The sequence below is a fragment of the Amycolatopsis iheyensis genome, assembly GCF_024703995.1.
GTDB lineage: Bacteria > Actinomycetota > Actinomycetes > Mycobacteriales > Pseudonocardiaceae > Amycolatopsis > Amycolatopsis iheyensis.
Genome location: NZ_JAMXQV010000024.1, coordinates 14,368 through 32,437, shown reverse-complemented (window position 1 = coordinate 32,437; position 18,070 = coordinate 14,368). Strand labels below are relative to the sequence as shown.

The following is an 18,070-nucleotide window of genomic DNA, read 5'->3' as shown; positions in this document are numbered from 1 at the left end:
GATTCGGCTCGCGGTGCCGGTATGCCGGAGGCTCTACCACCAGATCCTGGTGCCGTTGGGAGCGACTACCAGTGCCCCTCCGGGGGATGCGTCGGTGATCGAGCCCTCGCGGGTGTCGGGACCGGCCGGGCCGGCAGTCACCGCAGCATGGTGTGTCGTCGCGGCGGCGGCACTCGCCCCGGTCACGATCCCGGCGACGATGAATGCTCCAGCGAGAATGGCCCGGACGATCTGGCTCTGCTGCATGGCGGTTCCTTTCGGTTGGTGCGGTGGTCGCCGCGGTGGTGCGTTTCCGATGCCCGCACGAGATTGCGCGGGTGCTTGTGGGTGGCCGTCAGCCTCACCGGGTCACGGCGTGCACGGACGGGACGGCCAGCTGCTCGTCACACCGGCCGAGGAGGTAGTCCCGACGTAGCTGGGTGACGCGAGTTTCCGCGAGCGCGTCCAAACCCGGGACGTTGACTACGTCGGCGTTGAAGGCAGGGTCCGTGCGGAATTCGACTAGGTCGGCCGGTTCGTAGGGATCCAGGTTCACGCCCACGTGCTCCACTCCTGGTGCGATGTAGAGCAGCGACCCGGGGGCGTGCAGGAGAGGCGTCAGGTCGGGGCCGACCAGGGAGGCGATCCTGCCGCACACGACGTAAACCTGGATCTCGGACTCTGCGTGGATGTGCGCGAGCGCGTGGTGGCCGCCGGGCATCCGCACTGTCCCGGACGACAGATTCCGAATCGGGGCCAGGCCGGAGTGCACAGCGACGGTGAGTTGCTGTCGCTGTGGTCCCATGACGGCCTCGCCGAGACCCCCGGTGGCGATCCGGATGTCGCGATGTGAAATGAGCTGAGTCATGATCGTCTCCTTTGCGCGTAGGTTTCCGCTGTTCCTGATTGGCTTGAGCTGGCCGGGGTCATCGTCGGCCGGTGCGGGCGTGGGCGGGCCGTGTCCGCCGGTGGCGACCGGTTTCGTGGCGAACTGTGGCCGGGGTTGCCTGTGGCGAGAAGCCCAGAACTCGGGCAGCTAGGCGCCGAAGGTAGGAGATGAGCGGGCCTGACCCGACGGCTATGAGCAGAGTTCCAGGCGCGAGCGCTCCGAGATGCATCGCGTTGTCGGGGCCGAGCAGTGCGATGCCGCCGGCGAGACATGTTGTGTCGATGCTGATGCGTGCGAGCGCAAGGCGTCGCGGTTCCGCCTGGGTGATGTCGCGTGCGCCGGCGAGGGCGAGCATGAGTGCGTCGCGCGGAAGCTGCCCCAGGGCGGCCGTGAGGTAGGCGGCGACGCCGCCGCAGAAGAGAAGTCCGCCGAGCAGCAGGGCCAGTGTTCGGATCACCAAGCCCAGCGCCTCGGGCAGCGGGAGGTAATCGGCGGTCGGCATCAGCGACAGAAGGGCGTCGGCGACGGCCGCCGGGATGACGAGTGCGACGGGGGTGCCGATGCCTGGCCGGATGCGCAGGGGCAGGAATGTCGTGGCGAGGATGAACTGGCACACCAGGATGCTGCTGCCGAATGTCCAGCCGAACGCGTGGCTCACTGCGGCGTGTAGGACGTCCATCGGGACCATGCCCAGTCGTGACCACACCAGCAACGCGATTCCACTGCCCATGGCTGTGGTGCCGCCGGCGAGTGCGGTGAGTCGCCCACGTAGTTGGGGTCCACCGAGGCTGACTGTCGGGTGTGCTTGTATGGCTTGCATTGTCATTCTTTGCCTCCAGGGGCGTTCGGCAGCTGCCGACGAGGAGGAGCTGCGTTAACTGTTTGAGTCGCAATCGGTGCGAGCGACCCGGTCGACAAGTCCGGTCGTGTCGCCGAGTAGGCGTCACCCACCGGCCGGCTTCCCCCGGAGGCACGCGATCGATCGGAGGCCGCGAGATGCCCGTTCCCTACAGGCGAGAGCAAGGGTGAACCCTCCGAGGCGACCGCATGCTGGCCATTTACCGCACCAGATGCAATGACCGGCCGGTCGACGCTGCTGGAGCCGCCCTCGCATCGTCATGTTCGGTGTGAATGCCGGTCTGCCCCGGTGCGCGGGCGACGTCTGCGGCGACTCGCTCGAAGAGGAACGCGGTCGACCACGAACCCACGCGGTATGCGGTCGCCAGTCGGAAGCCGGTTGTCGTCATCCCCGTCAGCAGGGCACGCTCGCTCTCGCACAAGAGGAACCCGGCGATTCGCGGTTTTCGTCGAGGGTCGATGTCGTAGGCCACCTGAGCCCACCCTGTCTCGTCGTCACGAACGACGAGCACCGTGCTCACAGACGGACACACACACGCGTTGTCATCCGATCCAATCATGCTTTCCTCAATTTCATTGAAGATTAGTCCGCGGCTAGGCGCTCGAACTGGAAGCGTTGCCGCTGACGCCGCGAGACTTTGTTTCGGGGCTCAGAACCCGTGTAGATAAGTGCTTCGATCTGCTCAGATCCGGAAGTTCGGTATCGGTTTGGCTTATGCGACACGATAGACCGACCGGGTCACATGGCGTCAATGCGTGAACTCGCGTATTCGTGACCAGGCGCGACAGGTCGACACCGATGCAGTACGGGCTTGCGCGTAGCCACGCCGATTGGGTGCACGTTTCCGCTACACGAAGTAGCAGTTGCGGCACACAGAGATGTTGATCGACTACAGACCGTTCGACACAGCCGAGCTTTCCTTAGTTTCAATTATTCGATCGATATTCGGTGCATCGATTTTGAGTGCAGCCAACCAGTTGCCGGGCTTGCCGCCACGGTTACCGGCTACGCGTACGTGTCTCCACGTACGCGCTATCCGCTGGCTACGTGGTGGTGCCGGGACAAGGTACGTGTTTGCGCCGATGGCTGAGCGAGGCCACTCCACCATGCTGAGACCGAGGAATGTCATCGGTCAGCAGACGGGGTACGGCACTCAACGAACCGCAACTGCGGCGGATTTGCCTGCCGCGCACGGCGGCGCGGAGTCGTCGTGCCAGGTCGGTCGCGGCCGTACGCGCGCGCGGCTCCCGACCGGGCGGGGACAGGACTGGAGGGCAACCATGACCGTGGAGATCTTCGACTGGGAACACGCCCACGAGGCGGCGAAGGCACTGCGAGAGCGGGGCTCTGTGCATCAGGTAACCCTGCCCGGCGGTGTCACCGCATGGGTGATCGGGAATTACGCAGATGCGCTGGCCGCCCTCACAGACGAGCATCTCAGCAAGGACAGCGCAGGCATACACCGTATTCTCGGCGCTCAGCTCCTGCGCGCGGGCAAAACCCCCGAGCTGTCGCGGATGTTCGGCTCGTCGAGCATCCTGTTCATGGACAACCCGCGTCACGACGAGCTGCGCCGGCGGGTGTCCAAGGTCTTCACCCTCCGGCGGATCCAGTTGCTCCGCCCGCGCATCGAGCGCCTGGTCTCCGAGATGCTCGAGGCCCTGCCTCGCGACCGCCCCGTCGACGTGATCGAGCACGTGGCCTTCCCGCTGCCGCTGGTCGTGATCTGTGAGCTGCTCGGCGTGCCGCTGGACGAGCGTCATCAGTTCCGCGACTGGACGACCGCGATGATGGAAGACGACCCGGACCGGGTGCTTCCCGCGTCGCGTGCCATGGAGGACTACTTCGACAAGCTGATCTTGGGCAAGCGGGCGAGTTCGGACGACGGTCTGCTGTCGGCGTTGGTGCAGCTGGCCGAGCGTGGCGAATTGAGTGCCGACGAGGTGATGGACATGGTGTTTCTTCTGTTCGTCGCCGGCCACGAGACATCGACCAACTTGATCGGGAACGGGGTACATCACCTGCTGGCCGATCCACGGCGCTGGCGGCTGCTAGGCCATCGCCCGGAGCTCGTTGCGGGCGCCGTCGAAGAGATACTGCGGTTCGACAGTCCGGTACGTATGGCACCCTACCGCTGGACCAGGGAGTCGGTTCAGTACGGCGGGGTGGTGATCCCGGCCGATGAAATCGTGCTGGTGTCCCCGTTGAGCGCCGGCCGTGATCCGCATCAGTATCCGGAGGCCGACAACTTCGACGTGCGCCGCAACGCGACCCATCTGTCGTTCGGACACGGGATCCACTACTGCCTCGGCGCTCCACTGGCGCGGCTGGAAGCCGAAGTCGTGTTCACCGCGTTGACCCGCGATTTTCCCAACGCACGCCTGGCCGCTGAGGCCGATCAGCTACGCCACAACCCGAGTGTCATCATGAACGGCTTCAGTGCATTGCCCGTGATACCCGGCGGTCGTTGAGCAGCAGCTCCTCGGCGCCCGCACGGCTGAGGGCAGCCTTCACCCATGGATCGCAGCGCGGGGATCGCCAGCGGTGTCGACGCGCCGTCCCTGCGCGTCGAGAATCGTCATGCCTCCGACGGGGCGACGGTACGCAGGTACCACACGGCGATGTCCGTGCGGGTGCTCAAGCCGTACTTGGCCAGGATCCTTTGTACATGCTTCTCCACCGTGCGGTGGCTAATTCCGAGTCTCTCAGCGATTTCTTCATTGCTCATCGGCTCCGACACCAGCTTGGCAATCTGCAGTTCGCGACCAGTCAGCCGGTCTGCGGGCCGTGGGACGGCCGATCCCTCGTCTTCTGTGTCGAACTTTTTCGCGGCTGACGCGTAGACCTCTTCGATGGATGCCGCGCGGTCTTCTCCGACCCTGAGCTCCTCGTCGAACCTGTCCCCGAACCTCTGGCGAGCGTACGACTTGACGTCACGCTGCACCCGCAAGAACTGTGACAACCCCAGCACATTGGTCTGAGTCAATCGCTGCGCGACGCGCGCACCTCCGAGCAGCCACGCACCTTGCTTGAACTTGCCCAGCCGCAGCAAGATCAGAGCGATCAGCCACAGTGACCAAGGCGGGCCGAACCGATCCTTGATCGCCAGTTGCAGTCGCAGCGCTTCCTGCGCCAGCCGGATCGCAGTCTGCAGGTTGCCGTGGAGCAGTTCGGTCAGGCCGCAGGTCCACTTGGCCCACGAAATGCACCACTGTGCCCGCGCCGCGGTGGCCGTCTCCAGTACTTTGGCACTCGCTGCGAACGCGGCGTCCGCGCTGCCCAGAAATACCGTCGCCATCGCACCGTACAGCTCCGCCATGAATTTGTTGCCTTGATCCCCGGATCTCTCGAAAGCGGCTTCGGCCTGGGCGAGCAGGGCAATGCTGCCTCGCGCACGATCCTGGTCCGGTTCGGCCAGCCACAATCGGCAACCTTGTGCGTACAGCAGCGGCCCGAACGAGTCCTCGCAGCCGAGGCGACGAGCGAGCTGCTCGGCTGCGGCCAGGGCAGGTCCTGCGGAGTCACTTCCCTGGATCTGTGCGATCCAGGCGATCTGACACAGGGCTGTGAGCTGGACAATGGTCGGTGTGTCCTGGTGTTGCTTTTCAAGCCCGCGGGTCAGCATGCGCAGGCAGTCGGCCAGCACACCAGCGAACACAAATGCACGCGACGCCGTGATATCGACGGGGAGCTGGAGACCCTCTTCAGCGGTGTTGGCTGACGACAGGAGAAATTCCTGAGCAGCGCGTGAGTTGGGAAGCTCGGCTCGCATTCCCAGCAGCAGCGTCGTCTCCTGCGAGCCGAACCACCGCTCTCGAACTCTCGAGGCGAAACGAACTATGTAGCGCGCATGCGCGGACCGGAGTTCGCACTCTTTGTCCGCGTCAGATACCAGCTGCAGGCCGAACTGGCGGATGAGCTCGAGCATGCGGTACCGAGTGCGGTCTCCGGTCGCCTCAGCCAGTAGCAACGACTTGCGAACCAGGCTCCGCAGCAGAGCCGGCACCTGCGAGGCGTCGATGCCGGCTTCCGGGCCGACCGCGACGGCCGCGTCGAGGTCGAATCCGCCTTCGAACACCGATACGGTGGCCAGCAGGCGCTGTTCCGGCTCATTCAGTAGGTCGTAGGACCATTTGATAGTCGCGTACATCGTGCGGTGGTGGCGTTGTTCGGACAGGCCGTCGACGAGCAGGCGCAGCAATTCGGGATGGTCGACAATCTCGGCAAGAGTCATCACATCGAGTTGCCCGGCCGCCAGCTCGACAGCCAAGGGCAGACCGCCCAACATCTCGCATAGACGTTCTGCTAGCGGCAACTCGGCATTCGTGATAGTGCGACCTGCGGCCTGTGCGCGGTCACGTAGCAGGCACAGGGCATCCGCCGAAGACAACGGTTCGATGTGCAGTAGGTGTTCGCCTGCTACGCCCAGCTTGACCCGGCTGGTCGCCACCACGGTCAGGTTCGGCGCTGCGGGCAGGAGCGCGGACAACAGCCGGGACACTTGTCCCTCGCCGAGGGCTCCCTCGGTCAGGTGTTCGCAGTTGTCGAGCATCAGCAGTGCGCGGCGATCCCGAAAGAAGTCACGCAACCGGGCGACGGGCGATCCGTCCGCGTTGTCCATCAAGCCTAGCTGGTCGGCGCATGCTGCGGCGACCAGATCTCCTCGGGCCGGCACATCGACCAGCCGGACGACCCAGACTCTATCCGGGTAGGCCTTCTGCACGTCGGGCTCGGCGGCCAGCCGAAGCAGGAGACGGCTCTTGCCCACGCCCCCCAAGCCGAGCAGTGTGATCAGGCGTGCGCTACTGAGTCGGTGCTTGGCTCGGGCAATCAGATCAGATCGGCCGATGAAGCTGGTCATCTGTGTGTCCGCCACCGCCGCCGGCACGTCGCCAAACCGTTCGTCCGTCGACGCATCGCTACCCACGGCTATGTGGGCGGCGTCGACGTCGTCCTCGGCCACACCTCTCCCGTCTCGCGGTCCAAGTGCGGTCGCAGACCTCTCGCGACGCCTGCGACCGCCACGTTCTAGTGTCTCTACCTCTGGCATTGGGCGGCCCATATACCGTCACGGCGCTGCCGTCGGCGGGCGGGGACGTGCTCCCGTAATCCGGCCGAGGTGGCCAGCGTTGCGCAGGGGTCGTGCCCAACATCGGACGTCTGTACGTCGCGAGGCGCGTATGGACTCATCGTGATCTCCCATCCCCCTGTCCCAGTCTGGTGCTGGACTCCCTCACAACGCCACCACCTGGTGTTTCGACTTCACCCGAAACACCAGCGCGGTGGGGGACGCGCTGTCGCTCCTCGGTTTCGTTCTGTGAGAGAGCGGCTGGTGACCGTCCCAATCTGGGTTGGCTGGGGTGGTGTTGAGGGCCAGGACCTCGTCTGTTGGCACCTGCCCTGTTGATCACCGATGTGGGAGTATCGGATACCGACAGCCGCAGGGGGAGGGGGCGGGATGGCCAGGTCGACAGAAGACGCGGACGCTGCACCAAGCCGCCCGCAACCCCTGACCGCCGCGCAGCAGTTCGGCGCGGCCATGCGACGCCTCCGTCGTCTGAAGAAGTTGACCTTGCGGGCGCTAAGCGAAAAGGTCAATTACCACTACAGTGTGCTTAGCCGTATCGAGCTTGGCCAGCTTCCACCCACTATCGAGGCGGCCAGGGCGATCGACGAGGCGCTCGGGGCTGGCGGCGCCCTCGTCACTTTGGCTGAAGTTGCCCGGTCGGAACCGTACGCAGCGCTGCCTCCTCCGCCCCCTCTGTTCGTCGGCCGAGAGCACGCACTGGGCGCGTTGAGCAGCGCGTTGATCCATGAGGTCCACCCCGACCGCTCGACCGTCGCGTTCGTCTACGGCCCGCCCGGGACCGGCAAGACCGCGCTCGCCAGGTGGTGGGCCAACTTGCACCAGCATGATTTCGATCATGTGCTCTACGCCGACCTTCGGGGCTTCGACCCTCGTCAGCCGGCCGAGGCCGGGGAGATTCTCGAGCGCCTGCTGCGTGGTCTCGGTGTGAGCGACGAGAGAATTCCGTCTCAACCCTCGATGCAGCTGGACGTTCTGCGAGGCCATCTCGAACAGCGAGCGACCGTCGAGCACCGTGTGCTCATTGTGCTCGACAACGCACAGGATTCGCGACAAGTCGCTCAAGTTCTGCCTGGTTCGCGCAACACATCCGTCCTGATCACCAGCCGAAGGCGGATGTCCGGCCTGGTGATCACTGCCGGCGCCGAAGCCATAGCGCTGCAGGCGATGACCAAGGACGACGCGGTGGAGCTGATCCGCGGGTTCGTCGGCAAGCACCGCGTCGAGGCTGAACCGGCGGCCGTAGCGCGGCTGGCCAATCTGTGTGCCCGGCTGCCGCTGGCTTTGAACATCGCGGCGGAGCGGGTCGCGAGCAATGACACGTTGACCATCGCACAGCACGCCGAGCTGCTGGCGCACGGTGCCTTGGAGCTGCAGGTTGCCGACGACGAGTCGATCGGCGTCCGCGCCGCTTACAGCTACTCCTACCGCCAACTGAGTGACGACCAGGCCCGCGTCTTCCGGCTGTGCGGGCTGCACCCGGGTGTGCAGCTCACAGCCGACTCGGTGGCTGCACTCGCCGACACGACCAGCGCCGAGGCGTTCCAGCTCATGGAGCAGCTGGTCCAGCTGTCGCTGATGCAGGCGCTTCCAGCACGCGCGTTCCGTCTACACGACCTCCTCCGCGACTACGCAGCGGAGGAGGCCGCGCGGCCGGATCGTGACGAGGAACGGGAACCGGCGATCCGGCGGCTGGTGCACTGGTACCTGCACACCGTCAACGCCGCATCGTGGGCCATCACCCCGGAACGACCGGATCACCACATCCACCTCGGGCCCGCGCCGGACGCCGTGACCCCAGTCGCGTTCCCCTCGTTTGACTCGGCCTACCGATGGTCTGTGCGCGAGCTGCCAAATCTCGCCGGCGTAGCCGAACTCGCGCTGGATCACGGCATGCTGTTCCCCGCATGGCGCATCCCCGTCGAGTGTTTCGACTTCTTCATCCACTACCGGCCGGTCAGCGCGTGGATCGACTCGTTCGAGGTCGCTCTCAAAGCCGCAGAACTGGCCGACGATTACCTGCGGGTCGCACAGGCGGCCGACGAACTCGCGGAGGGCTACCTACGCCGAGGCGACCCGGTCTCCTTGGAGCGAGCCTTCACACTGGCCGCGCGCGCGATCGAGGTCTGCGAAGGGCACGAGCCGCCTCGCTTCATGGCCTTCGCCTACATCGAGCAGGGCGAAGTCGCCTTCATCCGCGGAGATTTCGAACTGTCAGCGCAGCTGTGCGAGCAAGCACTGGCCGTCGCGCAGCAGGTCGGAACGAAGGTCGGCGAGACCCTGGCACGAACGCACCTGGGCAGCGCCTACCGGGCACTGGGCCGGTTCGAGCTCGCGGCACGGCACGGCGAGACAGCGTTCACGCTGCTGGAAGCAGCAGACGATCCACATGGGATGGGCTACGCGGCGGTGCCGCTGGCCCGCACCTTGCGCGCGTCCGGTGATCTGGAACGCGCCCTGCACTACTGCGAGCAGGCTGCACGCGCCTTCGACCGGCGCGACGATTTTCAAGGAAAGGCGGAGGCGCTCGCCGAGAGAGGGCTGACCCTGCTGGCGCTGGGCGAGCTCGAGGAGGCGCGCACGACCTTCGACGGCGCGCAAGATCGGCTTCGCCAGATCAACCAGCGAGTTGCCGAGACCTACGCTGCCGAATGGAATCAGCAGACCGCAGCGGAACGATAGTCCACTGCGGCCGCACACCGCCGCGGATCATGCGACGTCCGGCTTACGAGCGATCAGATAGACCTGTTCCTCGGCGTCAGCCTCATCGCTGGCAGGAACAAAGGACACAACCTCCTCGTGCAGTACCTGCAGACCGGCTGCGGCGACGTGCTCTTTCAGCGCCAGTGCCGTAAAGCTGTACGTGCGAACGCGATGCCCCATCCAGTCACTCTCCCGCCCGCCGCAGCCTGCCGGATGCGGCACGGTCGCGGCGAGGAAGTAGCCGCCGGGCGCCAGCCACTGTGAGATGCGCTCGAGCATCTGCAGCTGATCGGCGTGAGGCAGCTGCAACAGCGAGAAGACGGTGAGTGCAGCGTCCCAGCTGCCCTCGCCGAAACTCAGGGAACGCATGTCGCCCACCTCGAACCTGGCGTCCGGGACGTGGGCTCGCGCGAAGTTCACCATCCGCTCCGACACGTCGTAACCGGTGACCGCGTGTCCCCCCGCGGCAAGAGTCGCCGCGACCGGACGACCGGTCCCGGATCCCAGATCCAACACTCGAACGCCGAGAGGCAAGGCCCGAACCAGCGCATCGAGAACGCGGGTCAATCCCGGCTGCTGCCCGAAGGCGGCCTCATAGGTTTCGCCGATCGCGTCGTAAAGCTGAGCGGCGGATTCCGGCGAGTGAGGATCGGACATGAGGAGCGCCTTTCACACCGTGGGACGTCGGACATCGTCATCACCAAGAGGAAGCTCGGTTTGGTTCTGCCCGAGCCCGGCAACTGACGCCGGGCCAGGACCTGCCGGCTGCACGACCTTGTCGGGCCGGCGTGTGAGCCACCGCGCGTGGGTGCACAGCACGACGAGGGCGGTCAGGTAAGGCAAGGTGTGATAAGCCTCAGACGGCAGGCCGAGGTCGCGGGTTTGGGCAAGCAAAGCCAGCCCGTCGAGCCCGGCGAACAGCAGGGCGCCTGCCACCACTCCGCCGGTCGTCCGGCGGCCGATGATGACGACTGCGAGAACGAGGAATCCGCGGCCGCCGCTCATGAGTGGGGTGAAGATGCCGATCGTGCCTAGGACCAGGACGGCTCCGGCGGCGCCGGTCAGTGCCCCCGCAAGTAGAGCGGCGACAAGTCGGTACTTCTGGGCGGAGATCCCGCGGAGGGTGGCGGCGCCGAGGTCCGCTGCGGCGCGCAACCGGAGTCCGAACCGAGTACTGCGCAGGGTCCACGCGATCACGGTTGCGGCGCCGAGCGCGAAAAGCAACCCGGCTCCGACTGCGCGAAACGGTGCCCCTAGTCCGGGTAGGTCCGCCAGGCCGGGGATCCTCACGGTGGGCAGTAGCGGCGCGCTGATATTGGCATGGCCGGCCGGGGCGATGATCTGGAAGGCGTAGCTGGAGGTCCCGGTGCCGAGGATGGAGATCGCGATTCCGACAAGCACGACGTCGACTCCGTAGGCGGTGCCGGCGGCGTAGACGAATCCACAGCACGTCCCGACTGCCATGCCGACGAGCATTCCGAACCATGGTCCGGCGAACGCTGAGCCGAGCACACCCGCGAGCGCTCCCAGCAGCAGCATGCCCTCGATACCCAGGTTGAATCCAGCTCCCGAGCGTTCGAGGAGCATCTCGCCGAGCCCGGCAAGGATCAGCGGCGACGCCGAGACAAGGGCACTTCCCAGCAAAAGCACGAGAAATTCAGTCACTCGGCCTCCCGAGTCGTACACGGCGTTGGGTCAGGGCGAGCGCCAGGGCGACGGCGAGCAGCAGGATTCCTTGACTGACCACTCCGATCGATGATGGTGTGCCGGACAGCAGCTGGACACCGTCGGCTCCGGTGACCAGCGCCGCCATGATTAAGCCGGCCGCCACGATCCGTACCGGCCGATTGCCGCCGAGAACGGCGACGACCAGGCCGTTGAAGGCGATCCCGCCGGCGACGCCGGGGGTGAGCCGCCCGTCGGGCCCGGCGACTTGCATCCAGCCCGCGAGCCCGGCGGCCGCGCCCGAGACGGCAGTTGTGGCGAGGATGGCCCTCGCCCGGCTGAGGCCGAGTCGGGCGGCCAGCCACTTGTTCTCGGCGAATATGTCCAGTAGCCGGGCAGAACGGCTGTGGTACCACCAGAGTCCGACCGCGACCAGCACCAGCACCAGCAGCGCCGCGGCGGTAAGCCGGCCGGAAACGGGAAGGAACGGGATGCGGGCCGTGTCGGGAAGGTCTGCGCTGCGCGGTACCGAGTACCCGCCTGGATCGCTCAACGAGGTGCGCAACAGATAGGCCAGCAGCTGCACAGCCACGAAGTTGGCCATCAGCGCGGTGAGGATCTCGCTGGCCTGCCAGCGCAGCAGCGGAACGGCCGGGATCATCGACCACGCGGCGCCACCCAGCATGCCGGCGAGCGCGCCGATCGGCAGGGCGAGGACAGTCGGCAGCTGGCCGAGCGGCGACAAGGCAGTTACGGTCGCGGTGATCGCGCCAAGCTGCATTTGGCCTTCGGCACCGACGGCGATCACACCCGCACGCAGGGCAGGAGTGACGCCAAGAGCGACCACGACCAACGGAACAGCATATGCCGCGGTTTGCGCAGCGGCGTACGGCGTGCCGAGCGCGCCGTACAGCCAACCGGTCAGAACGTCGGCGAGGCGTCCGCCGGTGACAGCGACCACGAGCGTGACCAAGGCGAAGCCGACGAGCAAGCACCTGCTGACGACGAGCGCGGTCAGCGCAGGGCTGGAGCGGCTCCGGCCGCGGGCCCTCAGCACGGCGTGCTGGCTCCGCCGGGCGTGGTGTCGACCAGTTGGTGGACGATCTGGTCATACTCGGCTGCGGTGTACTCCTTGACGACGCGGCCGCCGCGTATGAGCAGAACACGGTCGGCGAGTTCCTGGGCCTCATCGTGGTCGGTGGGTATCAGCAGCACGGCGGTGCCGGACGTCGCCGCGTCCCGGATTTGACGTCGCACAGCGTGAGAGGCGCGCAGGTCGAGGCCCTGGGTGGGCGCGTGCAGGACGGCGACGCGCGGTTGCGAGGCAAGCTCACGTCCCACAACGAGCTTCTGGGCGTTGCCGCCGGACAGCGCGGCGGCCGGCAGTTCGGGGTCCGGCGGGCGTACGTCGGCTTGGGCGAACAGCTCGCGCGCAGCTGCGGCGACTTCGCCGCGGCGAAGGATCCCGAACCGGGAGAACCGCCGCCTGCGTAGTTGCGGAAGCACTGCAGACCATTTGATAGGCAGATCCGACAACAGCGCGGTCGCGCGGTCTTCGGGAACGTAGGCGATCGGGTTGTCGGCGTGACGGCGCCCAGACGACGGTGGGATGACGCCGGCGGCGACGTCGGCCAGGGCGCGTTGCCCGCTGCCGACGGTGCCGACGACAGCCACGATCTCGGCTGGACGGACCTGAAGGTTGATGTCGCGGACTGGCGCGAGGTCGTCGGTGGCGGCGCAAACGCCGTCGAGGATGAGCGCTCCCGGGCCACCGGTTTTGACCCTCGCGCTGCGTTCGAGCGTGTCGAGCGGGTCATCGCCGATCATCGCAGTGGCCAGGGCGGTGTCGTCGGTGTCCTGCACGCGACCGTGCCACGTGACCTGGCCGTGGGAGAGCACAGTCGCAACATCGGCTACTGCGCGCAACTCAGTCAGACGGTGGGTAATCAGTACGATCGCGACCCCCGTCGCGGCAAGCTCGCGCAACCGGGCGTGGAGACCACGGATCTCGCCCGGGTCAAGAACCGAGGTCGGCTCGTCGAGGAGCAGGATCCTGGCGCCCTGCGCGAGCGCGAGCGCGACTTCGCCGAGCTGCTGCTGCGCGCGGCCCAGCTGCCGGATGGGGGTGGCGAGATCGATGTCGAGGCTCGCCGCGGCTGCGGCGCTCGCGAGCGCCCGCCGGAGCCGGCGGCGCCGGAGGACGACCTGCGGCTGCGTGAGCGCGAGGTTCTCCTCCAGGGAGAGTTCGGCCAGCAAGCTGCCGCTCTGGGGGATCAGGCCGATTCCGTGCCGGGTGGCCTCCTCCCGGGACCGTAGCCGCAGCGGTGTGCCGTTCAGTTCGACGACGCCGGAGTCCGGCCGGTCGAGGCCGGCGAGAATCCGGACGGCAGTGGACTTGCCGGCCCCGTTCTCCCCGAGCACCGCATGCACCTGGCCGGGTTCGATGCGCAGGTCCACCTCGTGCAGAGCTTGGACGGTGCCGAACTGCCGGGACACGCAGTTCAGCGAGAGGGCCTGAGTCACGGGCCGATTTTCACGGTTCCGTCAGCGAGCTGCTGAGCGAGACGTTCGGCTCGCGCCTGGATGTCGTCGGGAAGGCTGGGCGCGGCAGCGACCTTGGTGATGGTGTCCAACACGAGAGACTTGTTGGCGATGGTGCTGATCGAGGTGCGGTTGCCGAAAGTACCGTTCTTCAGCCGGTCGATCATCGGTCGCAGGACAGGGAGCAGGTCGAGGCGGGCGCGACCGACATTGATCTTCTTCGCAGTGTCGCTGGTGGCCGAGTTCATACCGACCGTCGCGACGTTGCGTGCGGCGGCCGCTGCGGCGATGCCAGGTGAGAAGCCTTCGGCGTTGGTGGCGATCAGGTGCGCGCCGGAGTCCAATTGGGCCACCGCAGCCTGGTTGGCCTTGGTCGCGTCCTCCCAGCTCCCGGTGAAGATCGGCTGGCGGACGGTTGCGGTGGGGTTGACGGCGTGGACTCCGAGTTCGAAGCCTTTCCACTTGCGGACCTGGGCGGGGATGGGCTGGCCATCGATGATGCCGATCGGGGCTAGCTGTGTGTTTCCAGCGATCCAGCCCAGCAGGTATCCGTACTGGGTGTTGTCGTAGTTCCAGGTCTCGATATTCGCTGCTGGCTTTTGCTTGTCGCTGGCGTCACCAGTGACCAGGAAGCGAGTCTTGGAGAACGCTGGCTCTCTGCCGACCTGGTACACGGCGTCGGAGAAGCTCGCTGACCAGCCGATCACGAGGTCGTAGCCGGCGTTGGCGTACTCGCGCACGGCCGTCTCGGCGTCGCGGGCGTTGGCCACCGATTGGCGGATCTGCGCGCTGATTTTGCCCTCGCGCTGCAGAGCCTCCACTGCGCCAGCGCCTGCTTCGTTGAACCCACCGTCATTGGCTACACCGCCGAGGATGATCGCGACTCGCGTGGTTCGTGGCCCCGCGTCCGGCTGCATGCCGGATCCGCATCCCCCAATCACAGCCGCTGTCAGCACGACTCCGGCAACCGCCGTCCCCGCGGTCCTCCACCCCATGTACCGGCTCCCCCTCCGTTTCGCCGGACACAGTGTGCCACCGCCGGGGCTTGTTGCAGAGAAGTTCGAAACAACCGCACAGCGACGACCAGCGCTCGTCAGCTGCTAGGTGAGCGCGTCCGAGTAGTGCCTTGTCGATGACTCGACGTGATCCGGCTCGTTGCGGTGAGGCGAGGGGGCCTGCGCGAAGCCGGGCAGGCAGCACTTGGTCAGTTGGACAACCGGCGAGGTTGCCCAACTGCAAACGAACCCCCTGCATGATCGCTAAACTCTCCGGCCCGAAGAACATCGACTTCGTCGCTCACGTGCTACAGCACGATGCCGAAGTTCGTCATCTGACCGTCGCGAGCGAGATTTTCCGGCTCGCCCAAACTCGACAGAAGATCGCGCTACGCGGTGCCGGGGGCCCAACGACGAGGCGACTGAAGACGAGCCTTCGACCCAGCAGACCGGTCACGTTTTCCAGAGACGGGGCCACGGCTGCTGCACGCTCGGGCATTGCTCGATCACGAGTCTTCATGAACGGTCATCACCCTGGAACAGGTCGCCCGTTGACTCGCCGGCTTCCGGTGTTCCGGTGAGAAGCTGAGGGACTGTGGCCCGGAGGTGCAGGGCGCACCGTGGGCATATCCCGTCCTGTCGGGGGATCACCGTGCGCAGGTTGATGCCCGGCCGGTCGTGGTCGAGGGGATATGGGTCGTCCAGCACACACCTCGGGCGAAGGAGGCACAATCGTGGATTCCCCAGCTCGGCGACCCGGTAGAGATGCACCAGCTCGTCAGCCTCGAACAGGTGCCACTCCCACCGGACACCGTCAGACGGAGAGATCCATTCAAGGGGCAGGTCGACGAACGAAGTCACCGAAACCTCCGTTGCGCTCACCGAACCGCCGAGCGGTGCAACCAGAGGCCCGTCCCGAGTCCGTCATCCCCACGTCCGGCCAGCAAGCAGTTGGGTACCTCACGCGGCGATCTCCCTCGGACCGAAGGCCAACGGCCGAGGTTCGTGCGACACCACCAGACGCAACTGACCGCAGCAGGAACCGTCGGGAGCGATCGGCAGAGGTTTGCACGCCTGCGCAGCGGCACCGGGGAGACCTGACGCGGCCCTGACATCGACGGACGCATCTTCTGCCTCGTGCAGGTCCTCCAGAGTCGGCCAGTCGTCGTCGGTGACCAGTGCGACCAGCTTCGCCTCCCGATCCGCCATCGCGGCGCTCTCCTGCGCAACCTCCGCAGCTCGCGCTCTGATCGCACCCCGATAGGCCTCAATCCGCCGCCGCAGCCATTCCTCCCTATTCCGAGGACTCTGCCGCTGAAGCTGCCACACCGTCGGGCGGTCGCCTTCAGGCACCTCGACCCGCCGCGGCGCCACGTCACAGAACACGAGCACCACCGCCACGACGACCACGAATACCAAGACCGACACCCCGAAAATGACACCCGGTTCACCGGCAAGCAAGGCAGCCCACACGGTCCGCGCCTTCATGTCATCACCCCTCAATTCCGGGACGCGCCACGACGTCCCTACATTCGACCGTGGCCGGAATCGAGGCAGCAGGGCAAATCGAGACTGCCTGCGCCTCGCTTGCTGTCAGCGCAGTAGTTCCGACTACTACACGTCACCGCGCCACCACGAAACCGTAGGGCTGGATCGATAGGCATTCAAGCCCGCGTTGCGGAATACGCAAAGGTTTCTCTATAGCCGGTGCCACACTTGCCACACAAGCCAGCATTAGCTGTTTATCCGGTTTCGGCGTGCGCTATATTCGACGGCGTCCCAGCATCAAGGCAAGCACTCTGGAGCCACGGCATGGCACGGAACGTAAAAGTAGAACTACTGGACGACATCGACGGAACCGCGGCGACTCAAACCGTGACGTTCGCACTCGATGGCATCGAGTACGAGATCGACCTGTCCGATGAGAACGCCGAAGGCCTCCGCGCGGAACTCGGCGGCTACATCGAAGCCGCGCGCCGAACCGGTGGCCGCAAACGCAGGAACACGGCGACGGGGTCGACCAGCGTCTCAAGCAATTCGACCAGTCGTGAGCACTCGAAAAAGGTACGCGCATGGGCTAAGGCCAATGGCCACGAGATCTCCGATCGCGGCAGGCTGTCCACAGAGATCATCGACCTGTACAAGCGCGCCCAGGAAACCGAACCCGAACCAGCGAAGCCAAAGCGTGGCTCGCGGAAAAAGGTCGCCGCAGCCAAGAGGTAGACGCAGCCGCTGCCGCGGGATGGGCCCACCAGATTCGCGCTCATCCCGCGGCGAGGCATGGACGTACCTTCGCCGCCGGATCAGCACGGCACGCGTCGCACTGGACCACCTCGGGACCGTCGCGGCACCCGGTCCTGAATTCGACCTGTCGTTGCCAAGACGCATGCGAACCGGCCCGCCTGGCGCACGCGCGCCGGCCAACCCGATCGCCCGGTCCGGCCGACTTGTCATCCTGACCTTCGGTCGAACCGAACTTTCGTTCGACCACTTCGGTGGGTTTAGGCAGCGTTTGGCCGTCAGGCGCGCATGCGTGATGACATGCTGAAGATCGCTTATCAAGTTCGGGAACCGGCTGAAAGGCTCCCAGGTCAAGGGCACGCGTGCAGGTCAACAGGGACCCGTCGGACGGCGGCCGGTGGACTCGCACGCGAGAGGGAAGGGGAAGAAGCGATGAGCGGGCAACAGCGGGACCGCACAACGGAAGAGCCGGCCGAGCCGGGGCCGCTCGGGGTTCAGCCGATGAATCTGTGGCGCGCGGCCTATCACCACGCTGAGGTGATTTTCGGTCGGTTCGATCGACGCGCAGGCCTACTACCTCCGGGCTCCGTCGATCAGACGGAACGTGCGGTAGAGCTGGTGATGCTCTCGTTCGCGATCACGGCGACGACCGCCGCTGGCATCATCCCCCAAGCCCGCGAGAACGTCGTGAATGGGCCCGCAGTGCTGGCGGACGTGTCGTTGACGGACCTGTCCCGCGACCACCTTGCCGCGGGGGCCTTGTTCAAGGAGTTTCTTCTCATCACCCAGGGGTGCGAACCGCGGCCGGGCGATCCCGGCTATGAGGTCTACGTGAAACTGCGGAGGCGGATGAGTGTCGCCGACAGTACCGCGGCCGCGGCTTTCGACGACTGGGAACGTCACTGCACCGCACTCTGCCGCATCGTCAACGCAGAGATCCTGCATCAGCTCACTGGAGACAGCGCCAACCTCGGCCCTGACGTCACCCTCGCGATGCTCGCCGGCCCCTGACACGCAACTCCCGTTTCCGCGCCGCGACCCACCTCGCCTTGGTCGAACGTATGTTCCATGTGCTGCTACCGTGGTCGGAGGCGGGTGCGGTCAAGCCGTCA

Annotated in this window: 15 protein-coding genes; 4 read left to right on the top strand and 11 right to left on the bottom strand. The window is 66.1% G+C overall.

Annotated features, from left to right (window positions below):
• Nucleotides 1–33: 33 nt before the first annotated feature.
• From M8542_RS36160 to M8542_RS36145, 4 genes are all read right to left on the bottom strand, one after another.
• Complete coding sequence (locus tag M8542_RS36160; RefSeq protein ID WP_257924834.1) at nucleotides 34–246, bottom strand: hypothetical protein; 213 nt, start codon at nucleotides 244–246, stop codon at nucleotides 34–36.
• A 94-nt stretch (nucleotides 247–340) separates the two neighbouring features.
• A complete protein-coding gene (locus tag M8542_RS36155; protein WP_257924833.1) occupies nucleotides 341–847 on the bottom strand; it encodes a cupin domain-containing protein in 507 nt (168 codons plus the stop codon).
• A 58-nt stretch (nucleotides 848–905) separates the two neighbouring features.
• Nucleotides 906–1,688 carry a YczE/YyaS/YitT family protein gene (locus M8542_RS36150; protein ID WP_504970535.1) on the bottom strand — a complete coding sequence of 261 codons (783 nt, stop codon included), beginning with the start codon at nucleotides 1,686–1,688 and terminating at the stop codon, nucleotides 906–908.
• A 238-nt stretch (nucleotides 1,689–1,926) separates the two neighbouring features.
• Nucleotides 1,927–2,199: a hypothetical protein gene (locus tag M8542_RS36145; protein ID WP_257924831.1), complete on the bottom strand. Its 273-nt coding sequence runs from the start codon at nucleotides 2,197–2,199 to the stop codon at nucleotides 1,927–1,929.
• A gap of 808 nt (nucleotides 2,200–3,007) precedes the next feature.
• On the opposite strand from M8542_RS36145, the gene M8542_RS36140 reads away from it, so the two are divergent.
• Entirely contained in the window at nucleotides 3,008–4,198 is a 1,191-nt protein-coding gene (locus M8542_RS36140) for a cytochrome P450 family protein (RefSeq protein WP_257924830.1), read from the top strand.
• Nucleotides 4,199–4,305: 107 nt separating this feature from the next.
• On the opposite strand, the gene M8542_RS36135 is transcribed toward M8542_RS36140, so the two are convergent.
• Nucleotides 4,306–6,690, bottom strand: a complete 2,385-nt coding sequence (locus M8542_RS36135; protein WP_257924829.1) for an ATP-binding protein — start codon at nucleotides 6,688–6,690, stop codon at nucleotides 4,306–4,308.
• 495 nt (nucleotides 6,691–7,185) lie between these two features.
• Here M8542_RS36135 and M8542_RS36130 point away from each other — a divergent pair, with 495 nt between their 5' ends.
• Entirely contained in the window at nucleotides 7,186–9,495 is a 2,310-nt protein-coding gene (locus M8542_RS36130) for a tetratricopeptide repeat protein (protein ID WP_257924828.1), read from the top strand.
• Between the two features lie 27 nt (nucleotides 9,496–9,522).
• Here the strand turns inward: M8542_RS36130 and M8542_RS36125 are convergent, their stop codons facing one another.
• The 6 genes from M8542_RS36125 to M8542_RS36100 all read right to left on the bottom strand — a co-directional run bounded on the left by M8542_RS36125 (nucleotide 9,523) and on the right by M8542_RS36100 (nucleotide 16,205).
• The gene (locus M8542_RS36125) at nucleotides 9,523–10,173 is read right to left on the bottom strand and encodes a class I SAM-dependent methyltransferase (protein ID WP_257924827.1); all 651 of its coding nucleotides are present in this window, start codon (nucleotides 10,171–10,173) and stop codon (nucleotides 9,523–9,525) included.
• A gap of 12 nt (nucleotides 10,174–10,185) precedes the next feature.
• Complete coding sequence (locus M8542_RS36120) at nucleotides 10,186–11,181, bottom strand: ABC transporter permease (protein WP_257924826.1); 996 nt, start codon at nucleotides 11,179–11,181, stop codon at nucleotides 10,186–10,188.
• A complete protein-coding gene (locus tag M8542_RS36115; protein WP_257924825.1) occupies nucleotides 11,174–12,172 on the bottom strand; it encodes an ABC transporter permease in 999 nt (332 codons plus the stop codon). The genes M8542_RS36120 and M8542_RS36115 overlap by 8 nt, the downstream gene beginning before the upstream one ends.
• Nucleotides 12,173–12,231: 59 nt before the next feature.
• Nucleotides 12,232–13,704, bottom strand: coding sequence for an ATP-binding cassette domain-containing protein (locus tag M8542_RS36110; protein ID WP_257924824.1), 1,473 nt, complete (start codon nucleotides 13,702–13,704; stop codon nucleotides 12,232–12,234).
• Entirely contained in the window at nucleotides 13,701–14,639 is a 939-nt protein-coding gene (locus tag M8542_RS36105; protein WP_257924823.1) for a BMP family ABC transporter substrate-binding protein, read from the bottom strand. The genes M8542_RS36110 and M8542_RS36105 overlap by 4 nt, the downstream gene beginning before the upstream one ends.
• Before the next feature lie 1,038 nt (nucleotides 14,640–15,677).
• Nucleotides 15,678–16,205 carry a hypothetical protein gene (locus M8542_RS36100; RefSeq protein ID WP_257924822.1) on the bottom strand — a complete coding sequence of 176 codons (528 nt, stop codon included), beginning with the start codon at nucleotides 16,203–16,205 and terminating at the stop codon, nucleotides 15,678–15,680.
• Nucleotides 16,206–16,529: 324 nt separating this feature from the next.
• On the opposite strand from M8542_RS36100, the gene M8542_RS36095 reads away from it, so the two are divergent.
• Both M8542_RS36095 and M8542_RS36090 read left to right on the top strand, forming a co-directional pair.
• Complete coding sequence (locus tag M8542_RS36095) at nucleotides 16,530–16,940, top strand: histone-like nucleoid-structuring protein Lsr2 (RefSeq protein WP_257924821.1); 411 nt, start codon at nucleotides 16,530–16,532, stop codon at nucleotides 16,938–16,940.
• A 450-nt stretch (nucleotides 16,941–17,390) separates the two neighbouring features.
• On the top strand, nucleotides 17,391–17,969 hold the full coding sequence (locus M8542_RS36090; protein ID WP_257924820.1) for a hypothetical protein: 579 nt from the start codon (nucleotides 17,391–17,393) through the stop codon (nucleotides 17,967–17,969).
• Nucleotides 17,970–18,070 lie beyond the last annotated feature (101 nt).